This is a genomic window from Pseudomonas sp. KT_2_4 (assembly GCF_041410225.1).
Lineage (GTDB): Bacteria > Pseudomonadota > Gammaproteobacteria > Pseudomonadales > Pseudomonadaceae > Aquipseudomonas > Aquipseudomonas paracarnis.
In genome coordinates this window covers 1,758,659-1,778,814 of record NZ_CP166962.1, presented here as the reverse complement: position 1 = coordinate 1,778,814, position 20,156 = coordinate 1,758,659, and the positions used below count along the sequence as shown (strand labels likewise).

Annotated in this window: 17 protein-coding genes and 3 tRNA genes; 19 read left to right on the top strand and 1 reads right to left on the bottom strand. The window is 62.0% G+C overall.

Annotated features, from left to right (window positions below; genetic code table 11):
- Window position 1 precedes the first annotated feature (1 nt).
- Window positions 2-892 (bottom strand): LysR family transcriptional regulator, encoded by an 891-nt coding sequence (locus AB9N64_RS08085; RefSeq protein WP_014719162.1) that lies wholly within the window; start codon window positions 890-892, stop codon window positions 2-4.
- A gap of 140 nt (window positions 893-1,032) precedes the next feature.
- Here AB9N64_RS08085 and leuC point away from each other — a divergent pair, with 140 nt between their 5' ends.
- The 19 genes from leuC (at window position 1,033) to AB9N64_RS07990 (ending at window position 20,044) form a co-directional block, all read left to right on the top strand.
- Window positions 1,033-2,451, top strand: coding sequence for a 3-isopropylmalate dehydratase large subunit (gene leuC / locus AB9N64_RS08080; protein ID WP_014719161.1), 1,419 nt, complete (start codon window positions 1,033-1,035; stop codon window positions 2,449-2,451).
- 10 nt (window positions 2,452-2,461) lie between these two features.
- A complete protein-coding gene (gene leuD, locus AB9N64_RS08075; protein ID WP_014719160.1) occupies window positions 2,462-3,106 on the top strand; it encodes a 3-isopropylmalate dehydratase small subunit in 645 nt (214 codons plus the stop codon).
- Window positions 3,107-3,235: 129 nt separating this feature from the next.
- Window positions 3,236-4,000: a class I SAM-dependent methyltransferase gene (locus tag AB9N64_RS08070; RefSeq protein WP_130174886.1), complete on the top strand. Its 765-nt coding sequence runs from the start codon at window positions 3,236-3,238 to the stop codon at window positions 3,998-4,000.
- A gap of 53 nt (window positions 4,001-4,053) precedes the next feature.
- On the top strand, window positions 4,054-5,136 hold the full coding sequence (gene leuB / locus AB9N64_RS08065; RefSeq protein ID WP_014719158.1) for a 3-isopropylmalate dehydrogenase: 1,083 nt from the start codon (window positions 4,054-4,056) through the stop codon (window positions 5,134-5,136).
- A 64-nt stretch (window positions 5,137-5,200) separates the two neighbouring features.
- Window positions 5,201-6,313, top strand: a complete 1,113-nt coding sequence (gene asd / locus AB9N64_RS08060) for an aspartate-semialdehyde dehydrogenase (RefSeq protein ID WP_003192554.1) — start codon at window positions 5,201-5,203, stop codon at window positions 6,311-6,313.
- A 249-nt stretch (window positions 6,314-6,562) separates the two neighbouring features.
- Window positions 6,563-7,573, top strand: a complete 1,011-nt coding sequence (locus AB9N64_RS08055) for an aspartate-semialdehyde dehydrogenase (RefSeq protein WP_072433786.1) — start codon at window positions 6,563-6,565, stop codon at window positions 7,571-7,573.
- A gap of 161 nt (window positions 7,574-7,734) precedes the next feature.
- Complete coding sequence (locus AB9N64_RS08050; protein ID WP_371360153.1) at window positions 7,735-10,260, top strand: FimV/HubP family polar landmark protein; 2,526 nt, start codon at window positions 7,735-7,737, stop codon at window positions 10,258-10,260.
- A 243-nt stretch (window positions 10,261-10,503) separates the two neighbouring features.
- Window positions 10,504-11,328 (top strand): tRNA pseudouridine(38-40) synthase TruA, encoded by an 825-nt coding sequence (gene truA, locus AB9N64_RS08045; protein WP_003192549.1) that lies wholly within the window; start codon window positions 10,504-10,506, stop codon window positions 11,326-11,328.
- Between the two features lie 63 nt (window positions 11,329-11,391).
- Complete coding sequence (locus tag AB9N64_RS08040) at window positions 11,392-12,024, top strand: phosphoribosylanthranilate isomerase (protein ID WP_014719155.1); 633 nt, start codon at window positions 11,392-11,394, stop codon at window positions 12,022-12,024.
- Window positions 12,025-12,269: 245 nt separating this feature from the next.
- On the top strand, window positions 12,270-13,190 hold the full coding sequence (accD, locus tag AB9N64_RS08035; RefSeq protein ID WP_014719154.1) for an acetyl-CoA carboxylase, carboxyltransferase subunit beta: 921 nt from the start codon (window positions 12,270-12,272) through the stop codon (window positions 13,188-13,190).
- Window positions 13,187-14,494, top strand: a complete 1,308-nt coding sequence (gene folC / locus AB9N64_RS08030) for a bifunctional tetrahydrofolate synthase/dihydrofolate synthase (RefSeq protein WP_019820868.1) — start codon at window positions 13,187-13,189, stop codon at window positions 14,492-14,494. Before accD ends, folC begins: the two co-directional genes overlap by 4 nt.
- Window positions 14,478-15,146 carry an SPOR domain-containing protein gene (locus tag AB9N64_RS08025; RefSeq protein WP_014719152.1) on the top strand — a complete coding sequence of 223 codons (669 nt, stop codon included), beginning with the start codon at window positions 14,478-14,480 and terminating at the stop codon, window positions 15,144-15,146. Before folC ends, AB9N64_RS08025 begins: the two co-directional genes overlap by 17 nt.
- 242 nt (window positions 15,147-15,388) lie before the next feature.
- Window positions 15,389-15,946 carry a CvpA family protein gene (locus AB9N64_RS08020; protein WP_014719151.1) on the top strand — a complete coding sequence of 186 codons (558 nt, stop codon included), beginning with the start codon at window positions 15,389-15,391 and terminating at the stop codon, window positions 15,944-15,946.
- 41 nt (window positions 15,947-15,987) lie between these two features.
- Window positions 15,988-17,493, top strand: a complete 1,506-nt coding sequence (gene purF / locus AB9N64_RS08015; protein WP_003192537.1) for an amidophosphoribosyltransferase — start codon at window positions 15,988-15,990, stop codon at window positions 17,491-17,493.
- A 65-nt stretch (window positions 17,494-17,558) separates the two neighbouring features.
- Window positions 17,559-18,770 carry an O-succinylhomoserine sulfhydrylase gene (locus AB9N64_RS08010; RefSeq protein WP_014719150.1) on the top strand — a complete coding sequence of 404 codons (1,212 nt, stop codon included), beginning with the start codon at window positions 17,559-17,561 and terminating at the stop codon, window positions 18,768-18,770.
- An 11-nt stretch (window positions 18,771-18,781) separates the two neighbouring features.
- Window positions 18,782-19,546, top strand: a complete 765-nt coding sequence (locus AB9N64_RS08005; RefSeq protein WP_014719149.1) for an SDR family oxidoreductase — start codon at window positions 18,782-18,784, stop codon at window positions 19,544-19,546.
- A gap of 107 nt (window positions 19,547-19,653) precedes the next feature.
- Window positions 19,654-19,729: transfer RNA gene (locus tag AB9N64_RS08000), tRNA-Val, on the top strand.
- A 56-nt stretch (window positions 19,730-19,785) separates the two neighbouring features.
- Window positions 19,786-19,862, top strand: a tRNA-Asp gene (locus tag AB9N64_RS07995).
- 105 nt (window positions 19,863-19,967) lie between these two features.
- Window positions 19,968-20,044 (top strand) — tRNA-Asp (locus AB9N64_RS07990).
- Window positions 20,045-20,156 lie beyond the last annotated feature (112 nt).

Sequence of the window (20,156 nt, the reverse complement as noted above, 5' to 3'; positions counted from 1 at the left end):
GTCATGCCGATAACCCTGGCAGATCGACCTGTGCATCCAACAGGCTCATGAAAGCCCGCGCAGCGTTCGACAGCGTCCTTTCGGTGTGCACGATATAGCCTAGCTGGCGACTGAGCTGTATGCCCGGCAAAGCGATACTTGCCACCTGATCGTCGAGCATGGTGCGTGGTAACACACTCCAGGCCAGACCGATGGAGACCATCATCTTGATGGTTTCCAGGTAGTTAGTACTCATCGCGATATTGGGCATCAGGCCCTGCGCCTCGAACAGGCGGCTGACAATATGGTGGGTAAAGGTATTGCCTCCGGGAAACACCGCCGGATGCCCGGCTATATCCGCCAGGCTGACGGAACCGTTGCTGATCAGGCTGTGTTCCGGCGCCACCACAAAATCCAGCGGGTCGTCCCACACCCGGGTGGCGCGCACCAGGTTGTGGGGCTCTGGCGCCAGGGTGATCACTGCGACTTCCGCACGGCCGTGGAGGATTTCTTCGTAGGCCACTTCTGAATCCAGAAACTGAATATCCAGTGCCACATTCGGGTATTGCCGGGTGAAGGTGCGCAGAATCGGTGGCAGGCGGTGCAGGCCGATATGGTGGCTGGTGGCCAGGGTGAGGCGGCCGCTGACTTCGCCGGTGAGGTTGGTCAGGGCCCGGCGGGTGTCGTCCAGCACGTTGAGGATTTGATAGGCGCGGGGCAGCAAGGCCCGCCCGGCCTCGGTCAGGCCGACTTCGCGGCCCAGGCGGTCGAACAGTCGTACCTTCAATTGTTGTTCCAGACCGGCGATGCGCTTGCTGATGGCCGGTTGGGTCAGGTGCAGGCGTTCGCCGGCGCCGGAGAAGCTGCCGGTCTCGGCGATGGCAATAAAGGCGTTGAGGTTGGCCAGGTCCATGGTGCTATTCCAGTTGGTAATCCAAAGCATAAAAAATATGAATTTGAGTTATTTAATGTAGCGCCATACCATCAGCCTCACAAGCCAAAGGGTTATTGAAAAGCCCGGCGTATAGAAGCACCGCTGATGAGGACCGACTGATGGCCGGCAAAACGCTTTACGACAAGCTTTGGGATTCCCATGAAGTGAAACGTCGCGATGATGGATCGTCGCTGATCTATATCGACCGTCACATCATCCATGAAGTGACCTCGCCCCAAGCGTTCGAAGGCCTGCGACTGGCCGGGCGCAAGCCTTGGCGCGTCGACTCCATCATCGCCACGCCGGACCACAACGTGCCGACCACTCCTGAGCGCAAAGGCGGCATCGACGCCATTGCCGACCAGGTCTCGCGGTTGCAGGTGCAGACCCTTGACGACTATTGCGACGAATACGGCATCACCGAATTCAAGATGAACGACGTGCGCCAAGGCATCGTCCACGTCATCGGCCCGGAGCAGGGCGCAACCTTGCCGGGCATGACCGTGGTCTGCGGTGACTCCCATACTTCCACCCACGGCGCATTCGGCGCCCTGGCCCACGGCATCGGTACTTCCGAGGTGGAGCACGTGTTTGCCACCCAGTGCCTGGTGGCCAAGAAAATGAAAAACATGCTGGTGCGCGTCGAAGGCCAATTGCCGTTTGGCGTGACCGCCAAGGACATCGTACTGGCCGTGATCGGCAAGATCGGCACCGCAGGCGGCAACGGCCATGCCATCGAGTTCGCCGGCAGTGCTATCCGCGACCTGTCCATTGAAGGCCGCATGACCATCTGCAACATGTCCATCGAAGCCGGTGCCCGCGTGGGTATGGTGGCGGCGGACGAAAAAACCGTCGAATACGTCAAAGGTCGCCCCTTCGCGCCGCAAGGCGCCGATTGGGACGCCGCCGTCGAAGCCTGGAAAGACCTGGTCTCCGACGCCGATGCGGTGTTCGACACCGTGGTCGAACTCGACGCTGCGCAGATCAAGCCGCAAGTCAGCTGGGGCACTTCGCCGGAAATGGTCTTGGCCGTTGACCAGAACGTGCCGGACCCGGCCAAAGAGGCCGACCTGGTCAAGCGCGGCTCCATCGAGCGCGCCTTGAAATACATGGGGTTGACCGCCAATCAGGCGATCACTGATATCCAGTTGGACCGTGTATTTATCGGCTCCTGCACCAACTCGCGGATCGAAGACCTGCGCGCCGCGGCGGTGATCGCCAAGGGCCGCAAGGTGGCCTCGACTATCAAGCAAGCCATTGTGGTGCCAGGTTCCGGGCTGGTTAAAGCCCAGGCGGAAGCCGAAGGGCTGGACAAAATTTTCCTCGAAGCCGGTTTTGAATGGCGGGAGCCGGGCTGCTCGATGTGCCTGGCGATGAACCCGGACCGCCTGGAGTCGGGCGAGCATTGCGCATCGACCTCCAACCGTAACTTCGAAGGGCGTCAGGGCGCGGGTGGGCGTACCCACCTGGTGAGCCCGGCCATGGCCGCCGCTGCTGCCGTCAACGGTCGTTTCATCGACGTTCGCGAATTGATCTGAGGAAAACCCGATGAGAGCTTTTACCCAACATACAGGCCTTGTAGCGCCGTTGGACCGTGCCAATGTGGACACCGACCAGATCATCCCCAAGCAATTTTTGAAGTCGATCAAGCGCACCGGTTTCGGCCCCAACTTGTTCGATGAGTGGCGCTACCTGGACGTGGGCTACGCCTACCAGGACAACTCCAAGCGCCCCCTGAACAAGGACTTTGTGCTCAACGCCGAGCGTTACCAAGGTGCCAGCGTGTTGCTGGCCCGGGAAAACTTCGGTTGCGGCTCCAGCCGTGAACACGCGCCGTGGGCCCTGGAAGAGTACGGCTTTCGCAGCATCATCGCGCCGAGCTACGCCGATATCTTCTTCAACAACAGCTTCAAGAACGGCCTGTTGCCGATCATCTTGAGCGACGCAGAAGTGGACGAGTTGTTCCAGCAAGTGGAGGCCAATGTCGGCTACCAATTGACGGTGGACCTGGCCGCGCAAACCGTGACCCGCCCTGACGGCAAGGTGTACCACTTTGAAGTGGATGCCTTCCGTAAGCACTGCCTGATCAACGGCCTGGATGACATTGGCCTGACCTTGCAGGACGGCGATGCGATTGCTGCGTTTGAAACCAGGCACCGGGCGAGCCAGCCCTGGTTGTTTCGCGATGCCTGATTTGCGGTAACCGTGCGGGCCCCATCGCGGGCAAGCCCGACTCCCACATTGGAGTGCATTCCAACGGTGGGAGCTGGCTTGCCTGCGATAGCGCCAGTGCAACCACCACAAACCCCAAGGAAAGCCACCATGACCACCACCGCCCACACCCAAGTCGTGCAAAAACAATTCGGCGAGCAAGCCTCGGCCTACCTGAGCAGCGCCGTACACGCCCAGGGCACCGAATTCGCTGTGCTACAGGCCGAGCTGGCCGGGCAGGGCGCTGCACGCTTGCTGGACCTGGGCTGCGGTGCCGGTCATGTCAGCTTCCATGTGGCGCCTCTGGTCAAAGAAGTGGTGGCCTACGACTTGTCCCAGCCCATGCTCGACGTGGTGGCCGCCGCCGCCAAAGACCGCAACCTGGACAACATCCGCACCGTGCACGGCGCCGCTGAGCGCTTGCCCTTTGCCGAGGGTGAGTTCGACTTCGTATTCAGCCGTTATTCGGCCCATCACTGGAGCGACCTCGGCCTGGCCCTGCGTGAAGTGCGCCGGGTGCTCAAGCCGGGCGGCGTGGCGGCATTTGTGGATGTCTTGTCACCGGGCAGCCCCCTGTTGGACACTTACCTGCAAACCGTCGAAGTGCTGCGCGACACCAGCCACGTGCGTGATTACTCCGGCGCCGAGTGGATGCGCCAGTTGAGTGAGGCTGGCCTGCACGTGCGCAACAGCAGTCGCCAGCGCTTGCGCCTGGAATACACCTCGTGGGTCGAGCGCATGCGCACGCCAGAGGTATTGCGTGCGGCAATCCTTAAGCTGCAACAGGCGATGGGCCAGGAAGTGCGCGATTATTACGACATTCAAGCCGACGGCACCTTCAGCACCGATGTGCTGGTGGTCTTCGCCGAACGCTGATTGATTTTTCCCGACCTGCCCACGGGCGGGTCGCTTGATGAAATGAGGAACGCATGAGCAAGCAGATTCTGATTCTCCCTGGCGACGGTATTGGTCCGGAAATCATGGCCGAAGCGGTCAAGGTCCTTGAGCTTGCCAACAGCAAGTACAACCTGGGCTTCGAGCTGAGCCACGATGTGATCGGCGGCGCCGCCATCGACAAGCACGGCGTGCCCCTGGCCGACGAGACCCTCGACCGCGCCCGGGCTGCCGATGCCGTGCTGCTCGGCGCCGTGGGTGGGCCGAAATGGGACAAGATCGAGCGTGATATCCGCCCTGAGCGCGGCCTGCTGAAAATCCGTGCGCAACTGGGCCTGTTCGGCAACCTGCGCCCGGCCATCCTCTACCCGCAACTGGCCGACGCGTCGAGCCTCAAGCCGGAAGTGGTGGCGGGCCTGGATATCCTCATCGTGCGCGAGCTGACCGGCGGTATCTACTTCGGCTCGCCACGGGGCGTGCGCGAGTTGGAAAATGGCGAACGCCAGGCCTACGACACGCTGCCGTACAGCGAGAGCGAAATCCGCCGTATCGCCCGTGTCGGTTTCGATATGGCGCGGGTGCGCGGTAAAAAGGTCTGCTCGGTGGATAAAGCCAACGTGTTGGCTTCCAGCCAGCTGTGGCGTGAAATCGTCGAAGAAGTCGCCAAGGATTACCCGGACGTCGAACTGAGCCACATGTACGTCGACAACGCCGCCATGCAGTTGGTGCGCGCACCCAAGCAGTTCGACGTGATCGTCACCGACAACCTGTTCGGCGACATCCTGTCCGACCAGGCGTCGATGCTCACCGGTTCCATCGGCATGCTGCCGTCGGCGTCCCTGGACACCAACAATAAAGGTATGTACGAGCCGTGCCACGGTTCGGCGCCAGACATCGCGGGGCAGGGCATTGCCAACCCGCTGGCGACGATTTTGTCGGTGTCGATGATGCTGCGCTACAGCTTCAACCTGGGCGATGCGGCGGACGCCATCGAGAAGGCTGTCAGCCTGGTGCTGGATCAGGGCTTGCGCACGGGCGATATCTGGTCCCAGGGTTGCACCAAGGTCGGGACGCAAGAAATGGGCGACGCAGTAGTCGCCGCGCTGCGGAATCTGTAATCTCTCGGGCCCGCTTGCAGTTGTTGCTGCAAGGCGGCCCACTTTTTAACAAGGTGTAGTTGCGATGAAACGTGTAGGTCTGATCGGTTGGCGCGGTATGGTCGGTTCCGTGCTCATGCAGCGGATGCTGGAAGAGCAGGATTTCGATCTTATTGAGCCGGTGTTTTTCACCACTTCGAACGTAGGTGGCCAAGGGCCGTCCGTGGGCAAGGATATTGCCCCGCTCAAGGATGCCTACAGCATTGAAGAGTTGAAGAGCCTCGACGTGATCCTGACCTGCCAGGGTGGCGACTACACCAGCGAAGTCTTCCCCAAGCTGCGCGAAGCCGGCTGGCAGGGTTACTGGATCGACGCCGCTTCGAGCCTGCGCATGCAGGACGACGCGGTGATCATCCTCGATCCGGTCAACCGCAAGGTCATCGATCAGCAACTGGACGCCGGTACCAAGAACTACGTGGGCGGCAACTGCACCGTGAGCCTGATGCTGATGGGCCTGGGTGGCCTGTTCGAAGCGGGCCTGGTGGAGTGGATGAGCGCCATGACCTATCAGGCGGCCTCCGGCGCCGGCGCGCAGAACATGCGCGAACTGATCAAGCAGATGGGCGCGACTCACGCCGCTGTCGCCGATCAACTGGCTGACCCGGCCAGCGCCATCCTCGACATCGATCGCCGTGTGGCCGAGGCCATGCGCAGCGACGCTTACCCGACCGAGAACTTTGGCGTGCCATTGGCCGGTAGCTTGATCCCGTGGATCGACAAGGAACTGCCTAACGGCCAGAGCCGTGAAGAGTGGAAGGCCCAGGCCGAAACCAACAAGATCCTGGGTCGCTTCAAGAACCCGATCCCGGTGGATGGCATCTGCGTGCGCATTGGCGCCATGCGTTGCCACAGTCAGGCGCTGACCATCAAGCTGAACAAAGACGTGCCGATCGCCGATATCGAAGGCCTGATCAGCCAGCACAATCCCTGGGTCAAGCTGGTGCCGAACAACCGCGATATCAGCATGCAGGAGCTGAGCCCGACCAAGGTCACCGGCACCCTGAATGTACCGGTGGGCCGTCTGCGCAAGCTGAACATGGGCAGCCAGTTCCTCGGCGCGTTCACCGTCGGCGACCAACTGCTGTGGGGCGCGGCTGAGCCGTTGCGTCGCATGTTGCGGATTTTGCTGGAGCGTTGATCGCTTGAGGCAATAACAGAAACCCGCGTTCTGGTGACAGGCGCGGGTTTTTTGTTGCCTTTGTGATCATTCCCACGCTCTGCGTGGGAATGCAGCTCTGGACGCTCTGCGTCTGCTTTAGAGGCGTGACGCGGAGCGTCACAGGAGGCATTCCCACGCAGAGCGTGGGAACGATCAGGGGGGCTGTAATTGCCTCACCCTCTACCACCCGGTAAAGTGCCGCTCCCCCGTAATGCCCGAGGCAACCCCATGACCCAGACCTTTGAAATCGCCGTGATCGGCGCCACCGGTACCGTGGGTGAAACCCTGGTGCAGATTCTCGAAGAACTGGAGTTCCCGGTTGGCACCTTGTACCTGCTGGCGGGCAGCAACTCGGCGGGGGCTTCGGTGCCGTTTCGGGGCAAGAACGTGCGGGTCAAAGAAGTCGACACGTTTGACTTCAGCAAGGTGCAGTTGGCGTTCTTCGCTGCAGGCCCGGCGGTGACCTTGAGCTTCGCCCCGCGTGCCACCGCCGCTGGTTGCGCGGTGATTGACTTGTCCGGCGCATTGCCCGCCGAGCAGGCGCCGCAAGTGGTACCGCAGGCCAACGCCCATGTGCTGAACGCGTTGAAAAAGCCTTTTCAACTCGGCAGCCCGAGCCCCTGTGCCACGTACCTCGCGGTGGTGCTGGCGCCCTTGCGCGGTGTGGTGGACATCCAGCGCGTGAGCGTCACCGCTAACCTGGCCATCTCTGCCCAGGGCCGCGAGGCCGTCAGCGAGTTGGCGCGCCAGACCGCTGAACTGTTGAACGTGCGTCCCTTGGAACCGGCGTTCTTTGATCGGCAAGTGGCGTTCAACCTGCTGGCGCAAGTCGGCACGCCGGATGCCCAAGGTCATACCGCCCTAGAGAAACGTCTCGTACACGAACTGCGTGCGGTGCTGGAAACACCTTTACTAAAGATTTCCGCCACCTGCGTTCAAGCCCCGGTGTTTTTCGGCGATAGCCTGGCTGTGTCGCTGCAACTGGCCGCGCCGGTCGACCTGGACGCGGTGAACCGTGCGCTCGACGCTGCACCGGGAATAGAGCGGGTCGAGGAGGGCGATTACCCCACGGCCGTAGGCGACGCCGTCGGCCAGGACGTGGTGTATGTAGGGCGAGTTCGCGCCGGTATCGACGACCCGGCGGAACTAAATCTTTGGCTGACGTCAGATAACGTACGCAAAGGCTCGGCCCTGAACGCCGTGGAGCTGGCGCAGTTGTTGATAAAAGGCCTTGTGTAAAAGATACTTGGCGGCAATTTGTAGATTGATTCTAACCAGGCGCTATGCTTGGTCCCAAGTGAAACACAAGCGCGTCGGTGACCTATCGGCTCGCCATGCCTAATGGCAGCGGTTACCAACCTTCTCGCAGGGCGGGAAGCGTTCAAACAAAGGATGAGGCTATGGTTCAAGTTCGCAAACTGGTGTTAGCAATAGCGGCCGCCTCGGCGCTGTCCTCCGGTATGGCGCAGGCGCTGCAACTTGGGGAGATGACCCTCAAGTCGAAGTTGAACCAGCCGCTGTCGGTGGAAATCGAATTGCGCGATGTGGGCGGCCTTACGGCGTCCGAGATCACCCCTAGCCTGGCGTCGGCCCAGGCCTTCGTGGATGCGGGTGTCGACCGCCAGGCGTTTCTCGATGACCTGACGTTCACCCCGGTGATCAACCCCGAGGGGCGCAGTGTGGTGCGCGTGACCTCCAGCAAGCCTCTGCCCGATTCCTATGTGCGCTTTCTCATGCAGGTGCAATGGCCCAATGGCCGTTTGATGCGTGACTACAGCGTACTGCTCGACCCGGCCAAGTTCGATCAGCCAGCGCCGACAGCGAGCGCGCCGGCCAGCACCGCGCCAGCCGCCAGCACGCCTGCCCAGCACACCACCACGTCCCGCGACACCTTGTGGGAAATTGCCGCAAAGAACCGCAATGGCGCCTCGGTCCAGCAAACGATGCTGGCCATCCAGGCGCTTAACCCGGATGCCTTTGTCGACGGCAATATCAACCGCCTGAAAACCGGCCAGGTCCTGCGCCTGCCAGATACCACGCAAAGTACAGCGCTGGCGCAGCCGCAAGCGATTGCCGAAGTGAGCGCGCAGAACGCCGCCTGGCGCCAGGGCCGCCGTGGCCCTCAGAGCCAAGTGGCCGGCAAGCCGCAGTTGGACGCGACCAAACGCACCCAGGCCGGCAATGCGCCGTCGAGTACCCAGGCCAAGGATAACCTGAGCCTGGTGTCGGCCGAAGCTGCCAAGAAAGGCGCGAAGGGCACCGTCGGTGACAGCCGCGCCCTGAGCGACAAGCTGGCAATGACCCAGGAAGAGCTCGACACCACGCGGCGCGACAACGAAGAACTGAAAAGCCGTGCCGCCGACTTGCAAAGCCAGTTGGACAAGCTGCAGAAGCTGATCCAGCTGAAGAATGACCAATTGGCTCGTTTGCAAGCGCAAACGGGCGAGCCACAGACAGCCGCGATGCCCGCGCAGTTGCCGGGTGAACCGGCAGCTGAGCCGGCGGCCCCCGTTGCAACACCAGCGCCAGTGCCTGAACCGGCCAAGCCGGCTGCTGCGCCGGCCAGCACCGAAGGCAAGTTCAACGACCTGCTGACCAACCCGATTGTGCTCGGCATCCTTGGCGGTGCGGCCCTGCTGGTGGTGTTGCTGCTTCTGCTGCTGTGGGCACGCCATCGCAATGCTCGCCGCGAAGAAGAGAAACATCTGCGTATGGCACGGGCGTTGGCCGAAGAGCCTGAGTTCGTTTCCAATATCGATCAAGACCTGCCGCCTGACAGCTTCGAGGGCCTTGAAGTGCCGCCGCCGAGCGTCAAGCTCGCCACCGCAACGCCGCCAGCATCTGCGCCCGCGCCGGCGCCGGTGGTTGAGACGGTAGTGGCACCGACGGTCGCCTCCGTGCTGGCGCCGTTGGCGGTTGCCGTGGCTCAGGAAAACGCCAGTGACGCCCTAGCCCAGGCCCAATCCCATATCGACCGTGGCCATCTGAACCAGGCGGCGGATGTGCTTGAACAAGCCATCAAGCGCGAGCCCAAGCGCAGCGACCTGCGTTTGAAGCTGATGGAAGTCTATGGGCTGCAGAACAACAAGGACGGGTTCGTCACCCAGGAGCGCCAGTTGGTGGCCAACGGTGAGAACCATGCCCAGGTCGAGCAGCTCAAGGCGCGTTTCCCGGCCATGGCCGTGTTGGCGGCGGGTGTCAGTGCCGCAGTGGCTGCCGCGGCCCTGGATGCGCAGTACGTCAAGGACCTGCTCGATGACAAGCCGACCCCGGCCCCGCAGGCAGACACCTTCGACACCGATTTCGACCTGAGTCTGGATGACCTAGAAGCCGCCTCGCCGGCCGAGATCGCGCAAGACCAGCAAACCTTTGAATCGCTGCTCAAACAACAGACTGAGCCCAAGGCCGATGCGCCGGACCTGTCGGACTTCGATCTGGACCTGCAACTGGACCCGCCGACGTCGCAATCCGATGACGACTTCCTGTCGGGCCTTGAAGGGCAGATCAAGGATATCCCGCCGGTTGAGCCGCCGACCCTGACGCCGGCCGCGCTGGACGAATTCGACCTGCCAGAAGACTTTGACCTCTCGCTGGCGGACGAGCCGAGCGCCCCGGCAGCCAAGCCCGATGCTTTTGCTTCGGAGCTGGACGACGTCAACGCTGAACTGGATCGTTTGTCACAGAGTCTGGAGCATCCGCCGATCGAGCCTTCCTTCACGGCTGAAGATGCCGCGCTGGGTGCTGAGGATGAGCCAGAGTTCGATTTCCTCTCTGGCACTGATGAAGTGGCCACCAAGCTCGACTTGGCCCAGGCCTACATCGACATGGGCGATGCGGACGGCGCGCGAGATATCCTGTCCGAAGTGTTGACCGAAGGCGACGAGGGTCAGCGTAGCGAAGCCAAGGAAATGCTCGGCAGAATCTAACGGCCGACGCAGAAAAATGTGGGAGCGGGCTTGTTGTGGCGAGGGAGCTTGCTCCCGCTGGGGTGCGTAGCGCCCCTGAAAAGCGGGCTCCAGCTGCGCTGTCGAACGGGAGCAAGCTCCCTCGCCACAAAAGCCCCAGATTAAAAGCCCCCTCTTATGCACCCTGACGCCCTATAATGCCCGCCTTTGCGCAACTCATCAGGCTCTCAGTTCTTGGCAAATATAGATAACGCGGCTGCCGAAATGGCGGCCGCAGGCTTTTACCGCATCGCCCTGGGCGTGGAATACAAAGGCTCGCGCTATCGCGGCTGGCAGCGTCAGGCCTCCGGGGTGCTGACGGTGCAGGAAACCCTGGAAAACGCCCTGTCCAAAGTCGCCAACTCGCCGGTGTCGCTGATGTGTGCCGGGCGCACCGATGCCGGCGTGCACGCGTGTGGCCAAGTGGTGCACTTCGACACCCAGGCCGAGCGGTCGATGAAGGCGTGGGTGATGGGGGCCAATATCAATTTGCCCCATGATGTCAGTGTCAGCTGGGCCAAGGTCATGCCCGCGCATTTTCACGCCCGTTTCAAGGCCATCGCCCGGCGTTACCGCTACGTGATCTACAACGATCAGATCCGCCCGGCGCACCTCAATGAAGAAATCACCTGGAACCACCGCCCGCTGGATGCCGAGCGTATGGCCGAAGCCGCGCAGCATCTGGTGGGGGTGCATGACTTCAGCGCCTTCCGTGCCGGGCAGTGCCAGGCCAAGTCGCCGATCAAGGAAGTCCACCACCTGCGGGTGACGCGCCACGGCAAGATGATCGTGCTGGATATCCGTGCCGGGGCCTTTCTGCATCATATGGTGCGCAATATCGCTGGGGTGCTGATGACCATCGGCACCGGTGAACGCCCGGTGGAGTGGGCCAAGGAAGTGCTGGAAAGCCGCATCCGCCGCACGGGCGGGGTCACGGCGCATCCGTTCGGCCTGTATCTGGTGGATGTGGAGTACCGCGACGAGTTCGAACTGCCGGAACGCTTTATCGGGCCGCACTTCCTCACCGGTTTCAGCGAACTTGGCGGCTGACGCCCGGAAAAGCTTTTGTTACCATCCGGGACTTTCTCGGACCAACCCTGAGGTTCCTACGACATGTCAGCCGTTCGCAGCAAGATTTGCGGGATTACCCGCATAGAAGACGCGCTGGCGGCAGTCGAAGCGGGGGCGGATGCCATTGGCCTGGTGTTTTATGCCAAGAGCCCACGGGCGGTAAATGTGCTGCAGGCGCGGGCGATTATCGCTGCGTTGCCGCCCTTCGTGACCACCGTGGGGTTGTTTGTCAACGCCAGCCGCTGCGAGCTCAACGAGACCCTGGATGCGGTGGCGCTGGATATGTTGCAGTTCCACGGCGACGAATCGCCAGAGGAATGCGAAAGCTATCAGCGCCCGTACATCAAGGCGTTGCGGGTCAAGGCCGGGGACGATATTGCCGCAGCCTGCGCCGCGTATGCCGGCGCTCGCGGGATTCTGCTGGACACCTACGTCGAAGGCGTACCCGGTGGTACGGGCGAGGCGTTCGACTGGTCGCTGATTCCCGAGGGGTTGAGCAAGCCGGTTATTCTCGCGGGTGGGCTCACCTCAGAGAACGTCCAGGCGGCCATCGAACAGGTTCGGCCGTATGCCGTCGACGTCAGCGGTGGGGTGGAGCAGGGCAAGGGGATCAAGGACCCGAGCAAGATTCGCGCGTTCATGCAGGCCGTGCGCAACAGCAGGGGTGGGATGTGACGGCTGGCAGTCTGCCGCCGTCCATAACTACCACTGTGTAAAACAGCCCGGCGCCGCCTGTGGGTGGCCCGGAAACGAAGTGGCAACCCTGCGCTGGCAGGTTGTCTGGAAGGCTGAGGATACGGGCGGGAAATGGCAGGTCCAACGTCTGACCCCGTCCCGCCTGTGTCATCGCCACATATGAATTTAGCTCAAGGGCATACGCGGGGCTGTGTTCAAGCCACCGGTACTGGAGAAAAGAAAGCATGAGCAACTGGTTAGTAGACAAACTGATCCCTTCGATCATGCGTTCCGAGGTGAAGAAAAGCTCGGTTCCTGAAGGTCTGTGGCACAAATGCCCATCCTGCGACGCGGTACTGTATCGCCCGGAGCTGGAAAAGACCCTGGACGTTTGCCCCAAGTGCAACCACCACATGCGTATTGGCGCCCGCGCCCGTATCGACATCTTCCTGGATGCCGACGGCCGTAATGAGCTAGGCGCCGACCTTGAGCCGGTTGACCGTCTCAAGTTCCGCGACAGCAAGAAGTACAAGGACCGTCTGGTCGGCGCGCAGAAGCAGACCGGCGAGAAAGACGCGCTGATTTCGGTCAGCGGCAAGCTGCTGGGCATGCCGGTGGTGGTTTCGGCCTTCGAATTCTCCTTCATGGGCGGTTCCATGGGTGCCATCGTCGGTGAGCGCTTTGTTCGCGCTGCCAACTATGCCCTGGAAAACCGTTGCCCGATGATCTGCTTCGCCGCCTCCGGTGGTGCGCGTATGCAGGAAGCCCTGATTTCCCTGATGCAAATGGCCAAGACCTCGGCGGTACTGGCGCGTCTGCGTGAAGAAGGCATTCCGTTCATCTCCGTATTGACCGACCCGGTCTACGGCGGCGTGTCCGCCAGCCTGGCAATGTTGGGCGATGTGATCGTTGGCGAGCCTAAAGCCCTGATCGGCTTTGCCGGCCCACGCGTGATCGAGCAGACCGTGCGGGAGAAACTGCCGGAAGGCTTCCAGCGCAGCGAGTTCCTGCTGGAGCACGGTGCAATCGACCTGATCATCCCGCGTGGCGAGTTGCGCCCGCGCCTGGGCAGCCTGCTGGCGCAAATGATGGGCCTGCCGACGCCTGTGTACGTCGCGCCTAAAGTCGAGCCGATCGTCGTGCCGCCGGTGCCTGCAAACCTATGACCCAACGTACCCTGGGCGAATGGCTCGCCTACCTTGAGCAGTTGCATCCGTCCGCCATCGACATGGGCCTGGAGCGCTCGCAACAGGTAGCGGCCCGCCTCGGGTTGGGTCAGCCGGCACCGCGTGTGATCACGGTGACCGGCACCAACGGCAAGGGCTCTACCTGTGCCTTTGTCGCCGCGCTGTTGCAGGCCCAGGGCCTCAAAGTCGGCGTGTACAGCTCGCCGCACCTGCTGCGCTACAACGAGCGGGTGCAGCTCAATGGCGTAGAAGCCACTGATGCCCAACTGTGCGAAGCCTTCGCGGCCCTGGAGGCCGGGCGTGGCGAGACTTCCCTGACCTATTTCGAAATGGGCACCCTGGCGGCGTTCTGGCTGTTCGAGCGTGCGCAGCTGGATGTGGTCGTGCTGGAAGTCGGCCTCGGCGGGCGCCTGGATACGGTCAACGTGGTGGATGCGGACCTGGCGCTGGTCACCAGCATCGGTGTTGATCACGCCGACTATCTAGGCAATACCCGCGAGTCTGTGGCCTATGAAAAGGCCGGGATCTTCCGCCAGAGCAGGCCCGCGCTCTGTGGCGACCTGGATCCGCCGCAACCTTTGCTGGACAAGGTGCGCGAGCTGGATTGCCCGTTCTACCTGCGAGGTCGTGAATTCAATCTCGACATCGGTGCGACCCACTGGCAATGGCGTGGGCGTGATGCCCGTGGCAAGGTGGTAGAGCTGCTCGATTTGCCGTTGCTGAACCTGCCGATGGAAAACGCCGCACTCGCGCTGCAAGCCTATTTGCTGCTGGATCTGCCGTGGGATGCCAAGCAGATCGGCGCAACCCTGCGAGCGACGAAGGTGGTGGGGCGCCTGGATCGCCGGGTGCTGGACTGGCAAGGCAAGCGCCTGAACCTGTTGCTGGATGTCGGGCATAACCCCCATGCGGCTCACTATCTGGCTCAGCGCCTGGCGCGCACACCACCGGCCGGCCGCCGCCTGGCGGTGTTCGGGTTGCTGGCCGACAAGGATCTTGATGGCGTAATAGCGCCGTTGTTTGGCAGCGTACAGTCTTGGGCCGTTGCGCCGCTGGATACGCCGCGCAGCCGTCCTGCGGTTGAGCTGGAAACTGCCTTGCAGAACCTTGGCGCGCCCGTGACGTCGTATGCAAGCATCACTGCCGCCCTTGAGGCGCAGTGTGCGCTGGCTGCGGCCGAAGACGAAATCCTGTTGTTCGGATCATTTTATTGTGTTGCCGAGGCGCTTGAATGGCTGGCCCGGCGCTCCACGGAGGAAGCTGCACATGGCATTACTGGATAGCGCATACAAGCAGCGAATGGTCGGGGCCCTGGTGCTGGTGGCGTTGGCGGTAATCTTTCTGCCGATGCTGTTTTCCCGCCAGGACGAACAGCGCCAGGTGGTGGTTGAAGCTCCCGCTGCGCCCCAGGCGCCGGTGGTGCCCCAGGTTCAAGTCGAACCGGTAGTTGTGCCTGAGCCTCAGGTGTTGCCGGAAGAACCTGTGCCCGTCGAGGAGGAGGTCGTCACCCAACAGGCACCTTCGCAGGCCCCTTCGATGCCGGTGCAGCCAAGTGTGCCGGTGGTCAAGCCGACGCCAGCCCCGGCTGTCGCCGCCAAACCGGCTGCACCGGCGCCAGCGCCCAAGCCTGTGGCGCCGCAGCCTGCTGCACCGGGTAAGCCGGATGTGGGTCAGAGCCGCATCGACCCTAATGGCTTGCCGATCAGTTGGTCGATCCAGCTCGCCAGCCTGGCCAATCGCGAAAGCGCCGATGCCTTGCAGAAAAAGCTGCGTGCCCAGGGATATAACGCCTATATCCGCAGTGCCGATGGCAAGAACCGTGTGTTCGTGGGGCCGCTGATCGAGCGTGCCGAGGCAGATCGCCTGCGCGATTTGCTGGGTCGTCAGCAGAACCTCAACGGGTTTGTGGTGCGTTTCCAGCCCGAGCGCGGCTGAACGGACAATATGCTCTAAATGTGGGAGCTGGCTTGCCTGCGATGGCGGTGGTTCAATCGACAACGATGTCGAATGTGCCGCCCTCATCGCAGGCAAGCCAGCTCCCACATTGATTTATGGTGGGCTTGAAATGGCGTTCACACCGCCCAATCTATTGATTTGCAAAGCAGCCGCAATCACCGCTTACCGATAGCCCGGCGCTCTGCTAAAATGCGCCGCCTTATCCGTACGTAGGCTGCACTGTGCCATTTACCTGGGTTGATTGGGCGATCGTTGCAATCGTCGCCATCTCCGCTTTGATCAGTCTGAGCCGCGGCTTCGTAAAAGAAGCACTGTCGTTGCTGACCTGGATCATTGCAGGAGTCGTAGCCTGGATGTTCGGTGGTTCACTGTCGGTCTACCTGGCCGGGTACATAGAGACACCTTCGGCTCGCGTCATCGCGGGCTGCGCCATCATGTTCATCGCCACGCTGTTGGTGGGGGCAATGGTCAATTATCTTATTGGCGAGTTGATACGTGTCACCGGCATCGAAGGGACCGATCGATTTCTCGGCATGGCCTTCGGGGCTGCGCGTGGCGCGCTGCTGGTGGTCGTGGCGGTCGGGCTGTTGAGCCTGGGGCCGGTACAGCAGGATTCGTGGTGGCAGGAGTCGGTACTCGTGCCAAAATTTCTATTGGTTGCAGACTGGTCCAAGAACCTCATTCTGGGGTGGAGCAGTCAGTGGCTGGCCAGCGGAATCAGCGTACCCGCTGATCTTCCGTTCAAGGAACACCTCTTACCGGCCAAAACGCCTCAGTAAGCTGTGTTCAGTCAAGATTCATTAAGTAGGGGTTGCGTCGCATGTGTGGCATCGTCGGTATCGTCGGTAAGTCGAACGTCAATCAGGCGCTGTATGACGCGCTAACCGTCCTCCAGCACCGCGGCCAGGACGCTGCCGGTATTGTGACCAGCCACGACGGCCGGTTATTCCTGCGCAAGGACAATGGCCTGGTGCGTGACGTGTTCCATCAGCGTCACATGCAGCGCCTCGTCGGGCACATGGGCATTGGCCATGTGCGCTACCCGACTGCCGGTAGCTCGACCTCGGCCGAAGCTCAACCTTTCTACGTCAACTCGCCTTACGGCATCACTTTGGCGCACAACGGTAACCTGACCAACGTTGAACAACTGGCCAAGGAGATCTACGAATCTGACCTGCGCCACGTCAACACCAGCTCCGATTCGGAAGTGTTGCTCAACGTGTTCGCCCACGAGCTGGCCCAGCGCGGCAAGCTGCAGCCGACCGAAGAAGACGTGTTCGCCGCCGTGATCGACGTGCACAACCGTTGCGTCGGTGGTTATGCGGTGGTGGCGATGATCACCGGTTACGGCATCGTCGGTTTCCGCGACCCCCACGGCATTCGTCCGATCGTATTCGGCCAGCGTCACACCGACGAAGGCGTCGAGTACATGATCGCCTCCGAAAGCGTGTCCCTGGACGTGCTGGGCTTCACCCTGATCCGCGACCTGGCGCCGGGCGAGGCTGTCTACATCACCGAAGACGGCAAGCTGCACACCCGCCAGTGCGCCGTAGCGCCGAAACTCACCCCGTGCATCTTCGAACACGTCTACCTGGCGCGTCCGGATTCGATCATCGACGGCGTCTCGGTCTACAAGGCGCGTCTGCGCATGGGCGAGAAGCTGGCCGAGAAGATCCTGCGCGAGCGTCCCGAGCACGATATCGATGTGGTCATCCCGATTCCGGACACCAGCCGCACCGCCGCGCTGGAGCTGGCCAACCATCTGGGCGTCAAATTCCGCGAAGGCTTCGTGAAGAACCGCTACATCGGTCGTACGTTCATCATGCCCGGCCAGGCTGCGCGCAAGAAGTCGGTACGCCAGAAGCTCAACGCCATCGAGCTTGAGTTCCGCGGCAAGAACGTGATGCTGGTGGATGACTCCATCGTGCGCGGCACCACTTGCAAGCAGATTATCCAGATGGCCCGCGAAGCCGGGGCGAAGAACGTGTACTTCTGTTCCGCTGCGCCTGCGGTGCGTTACCCGAACGTGTACGGTATCGACATGCCGAGCGCCCATGAGCTGATCGCGCATAACCGTTCGACCCAGGACGTGGCCGACCTGATCGGCGCCGACTGGCTGATCTACCAGGACCTGCCGGACCTGATCGAAGCGGTTGGCGGTGGCAAGATCAAGATCGAGCAGTTCGACTGCGCCGTGTTCGACGGCAAGTACGTCACCGGCGATGTCGACGAGGCCTACCTGAACAAGATCGAGCAAGCGCGCAACGACTCGTCGAAGATCAAGACCCAGGCGGTCAGCGCGATCATCGACCTGTATAACAACTGAGTAAACACCGGCCCTGAGGGGCCGGTTTTGTATCTTAAATAAAGCATTGAGTAAGGAGTCGCAGCATGAGTCAGGAATGGGATGCCGGTCGGTTGGACAGCGACCTCGATGGCGTAGCTTTCGATACCCTGGCTGTGCGCGCCGGCCAGCACCGTACCCCGGAAGGTGAGCACGGCGACCCGATGTTCTTCACCTCCAGCTACGTGTTCCGTACTGCCGCCGACGCCGCTGCGCGGTTTGCTGGCGAAGTGCCGGGCAACGTGTATTCGCGCTACACCAACCCGACCGTGCGTGCGTTTGAAGAGCGCATTGCGGCCCTGGAAGGTGCCGAGCAGGCCGTGGCGACTGCCACCGGCATGGCGGCCATCCTGGCGGTGGTGATGAGCCTGTGCAGCGCCGGCGACCATGTGCTGGTATCGCGCAGCGTGTTCGGCTCGACCATCAGCCTGTTCGAGAAGTACTTCAAGCGTTTCGGTATTGAAGTCGATTACGTGCCCCTGGCGGACCTGTCCGGTTGGGAGGCGGCCATCAAGGCCAATACCAAGCTGTTGTTCGTCGAATCGCCGTCCAACCCGCTCGCTGAGCTGGTGGACATCGCCGCGCTGTCCGAAGTCGCCCATGCCAAGGGCGCGATGCTGGTGGTGGACAACTGCTTCTGCACCCCGGCCTTGCAGCAACCGCTGAAGCTGGGTGCGGACATCGTGGTGCACTCGGCAACCAAGTTTATCGACGGCCAGGGCCGTTGCATGGGCGGCGTGGTGGCCGGTCGCAGCGAGCAGATGAAGGAAGTGGTGGGCTTCCTGCGCACCGCCGGCCCGACCCTCAGCCCGTTCAACGCCTGGATCTTCCTCAAAGGCCTGGAAACCCTCAGCCTGCGCATGAAAGCCCATTGTGCCAACGCCCAGGCCCTGGCCGAGTGGCTGGAGCAGCAGGACGGTATCGAGAAAGTGCATTACGCCGGCCTCAAGAGCCACCCGCAACACGCCTTGGCCCAGCGCCAGCAGCGTGGTTTCGGGGCGGTGGTGAGTTTTGAAGTGAAGGGCGGCAAAGACGGCGCCTGGCGCTTCATCGACGCGACGCGCTTGATCTCCATTACCGCCAACCTGGGTGACAGCAAGACCACCATCACCCACCCGAGCACCACCTCCCACGGGCGCCTGGCGCCGCAGGAGCGTGAAGCGGCCGGCATCCGGGACAGCCTGATTCGCATCGCGGTGGGCCTGGAAGATGTTGCTGACTTGCAGGCAGACCTGGCCCGCGGGCTGGCGGCCTTGTGATCGAGTGGTCCATGGAGGCTGCGGCGGCCAGTAACGGGCGCGTGGCGCTGGTGACGGGCGCGGCGCGGGGCATTGGCCTCGGGATTGCCGCGTGGCTGATCAGTGAAGGTTGGCAGGTGGTACTGACCGACCTGGACCGCGAGCGCGGTGCCAAGGTGTCCAAGGTGCTGGGCGACAATGCCTGGTTTATCACCATGGACGTGGCCGACGAGAAGCAAGTGGCCCAGGGTGTCGCCGAGGTGCTGGGGCAGTTCGGGCGCCTGGATGCGTTGGTGTGCAATGCGGCGGTGGCCGACCCGCGCAATATCACCCTGGAAAGCCTCGATCTGACGTATTGGAATCGGGTGCTGGCGGTCAACCTCAGCGGGCCGATGCTGTTGGCCAAGCACTGCGCGCCTTACCTGCGTGCCCACGGCGGCGCTATCGTCAACCTGGCCTCGACCCGGGCGCGTCAATCCGAGCCGGACACCGAAGCCTATGCGGCCAGCAAAGGTGGGCTGTTGGCCCTGACCCACGCGTTGGCCATGAGCCTGGGTCCCGAAGTGCGGGTCAATGCGGTCAGCCCTGGCTGGATCGACGCACGTGACCCGGCTGCGCGGCGTGCAGAGCCGCTCACCGACGCCGATCATGCCCAGCATCCGGCGGGCAGGGTGGGGACGGTGGAGGACGTGGCGGCGATGGTGGCCTGGTTGTTGTCACGCCAGGCCGGGTTCGTCACCGGGCAAGAGTTCGTGGTGGACGGCGGCATGAGCAAGAAGATGATTTACAGCGAGTAGGGCGGGTAGCCGCCTTGAAGTTATTTTGTCTTTTTCAGAAAAACTTCAAGCAGGCTATTGACTTAGGTCCGCTACCTGCGTAAATTTCGCGGCCTCAACGAAGCAAAGGGTGATTAGCTCAGCTGGGAGAGCATCTGCCTTACAAGCAGAGGGTCGGCGGTTCGATCCCGTCATCACCCACCACTTCTTGAGAGTTTTGCCCCTAGGGCAAGACGCAACGTTAAAGGTTGCACCGACGCGCAGCGGTAGTTCAGTCGGTTAGAATACCGGCCTGTCACGCCGGGGGTCGCGGGTTCGAGTCCCGTCCGCTGCGCCATATTTTCCAGGTTCGATCTGTCGGGCTTGAGATTGAACAGCCAAGGCTGATCGATCAGATGTTTAAAGGTGGTTGAGGGTTCATGCTCAATCAGCCAAGCGATACGCAGCGGTAGTTCAGTCGGTTAGAATACCGGCCTGTCACGCCGGGGGTCGCGGGTTCGAGTCCCGTCCGCTGCGCCATATCTGCCTCAAGGCCCACTGAACGCCTTGAAGCACAAGGAAAGCCACTGGCTCACCTTGATCCGATAGCAAAGACCCTGGTCGAAAGACCGGGGTTTTTTGTGTCTGGGGT

Excerpts from the sequence above, each read along its gene's own strand:
- AB9N64_RS08085 (WP_014719162.1), bottom strand. The coding sequence starts at position 892 with ATGGACCTGGCCAACCTCAACGCCTTTATTGCCATCGCCGAGACCGGC.
- leuC (WP_014719161.1), top strand. The coding sequence starts at position 1,033 with ATGGCCGGCAAAACGCTTTACGACAAGCTTTGGGATTCCCATGAAGTG.
- leuD (WP_014719160.1), top strand. The coding sequence starts at position 2,462 with ATGAGAGCTTTTACCCAACATACAGGCCTTGTAGCGCCGTTGGACCGT.
- AB9N64_RS08070 (WP_130174886.1), top strand. The coding sequence starts at position 3,236 with ATGACCACCACCGCCCACACCCAAGTCGTGCAAAAACAATTCGGCGAG.
- leuB (WP_014719158.1), top strand. The coding sequence starts at position 4,054 with ATGAGCAAGCAGATTCTGATTCTCCCTGGCGACGGTATTGGTCCGGAA.
- asd (WP_003192554.1), top strand. The coding sequence starts at position 5,201 with ATGAAACGTGTAGGTCTGATCGGTTGGCGCGGTATGGTCGGTTCCGTG.
- AB9N64_RS08055 (WP_072433786.1), top strand. The coding sequence starts at position 6,563 with ATGACCCAGACCTTTGAAATCGCCGTGATCGGCGCCACCGGTACCGTG.
- AB9N64_RS08050 (WP_371360153.1), top strand. The coding sequence starts at position 7,735 with ATGGTTCAAGTTCGCAAACTGGTGTTAGCAATAGCGGCCGCCTCGGCG.
- truA (WP_003192549.1), top strand. The coding sequence starts at position 10,504 with ATGGCGGCCGCAGGCTTTTACCGCATCGCCCTGGGCGTGGAATACAAA.
- AB9N64_RS08040 (WP_014719155.1), top strand. The coding sequence starts at position 11,392 with ATGTCAGCCGTTCGCAGCAAGATTTGCGGGATTACCCGCATAGAAGAC.
- accD (WP_014719154.1), top strand. The coding sequence starts at position 12,270 with ATGAGCAACTGGTTAGTAGACAAACTGATCCCTTCGATCATGCGTTCC.
- folC (WP_019820868.1), top strand. The coding sequence starts at position 13,187 with ATGACCCAACGTACCCTGGGCGAATGGCTCGCCTACCTTGAGCAGTTG.
- AB9N64_RS08025 (WP_014719152.1), top strand. The coding sequence starts at position 14,478 with ATGGCATTACTGGATAGCGCATACAAGCAGCGAATGGTCGGGGCCCTG.
- purF (WP_003192537.1), top strand. The coding sequence starts at position 15,988 with ATGTGTGGCATCGTCGGTATCGTCGGTAAGTCGAACGTCAATCAGGCG.
- AB9N64_RS08010 (WP_014719150.1), top strand. The coding sequence starts at position 17,559 with ATGAGTCAGGAATGGGATGCCGGTCGGTTGGACAGCGACCTCGATGGC.
- AB9N64_RS08005 (WP_014719149.1), top strand. The coding sequence starts at position 18,782 with ATGGAGGCTGCGGCGGCCAGTAACGGGCGCGTGGCGCTGGTGACGGGC.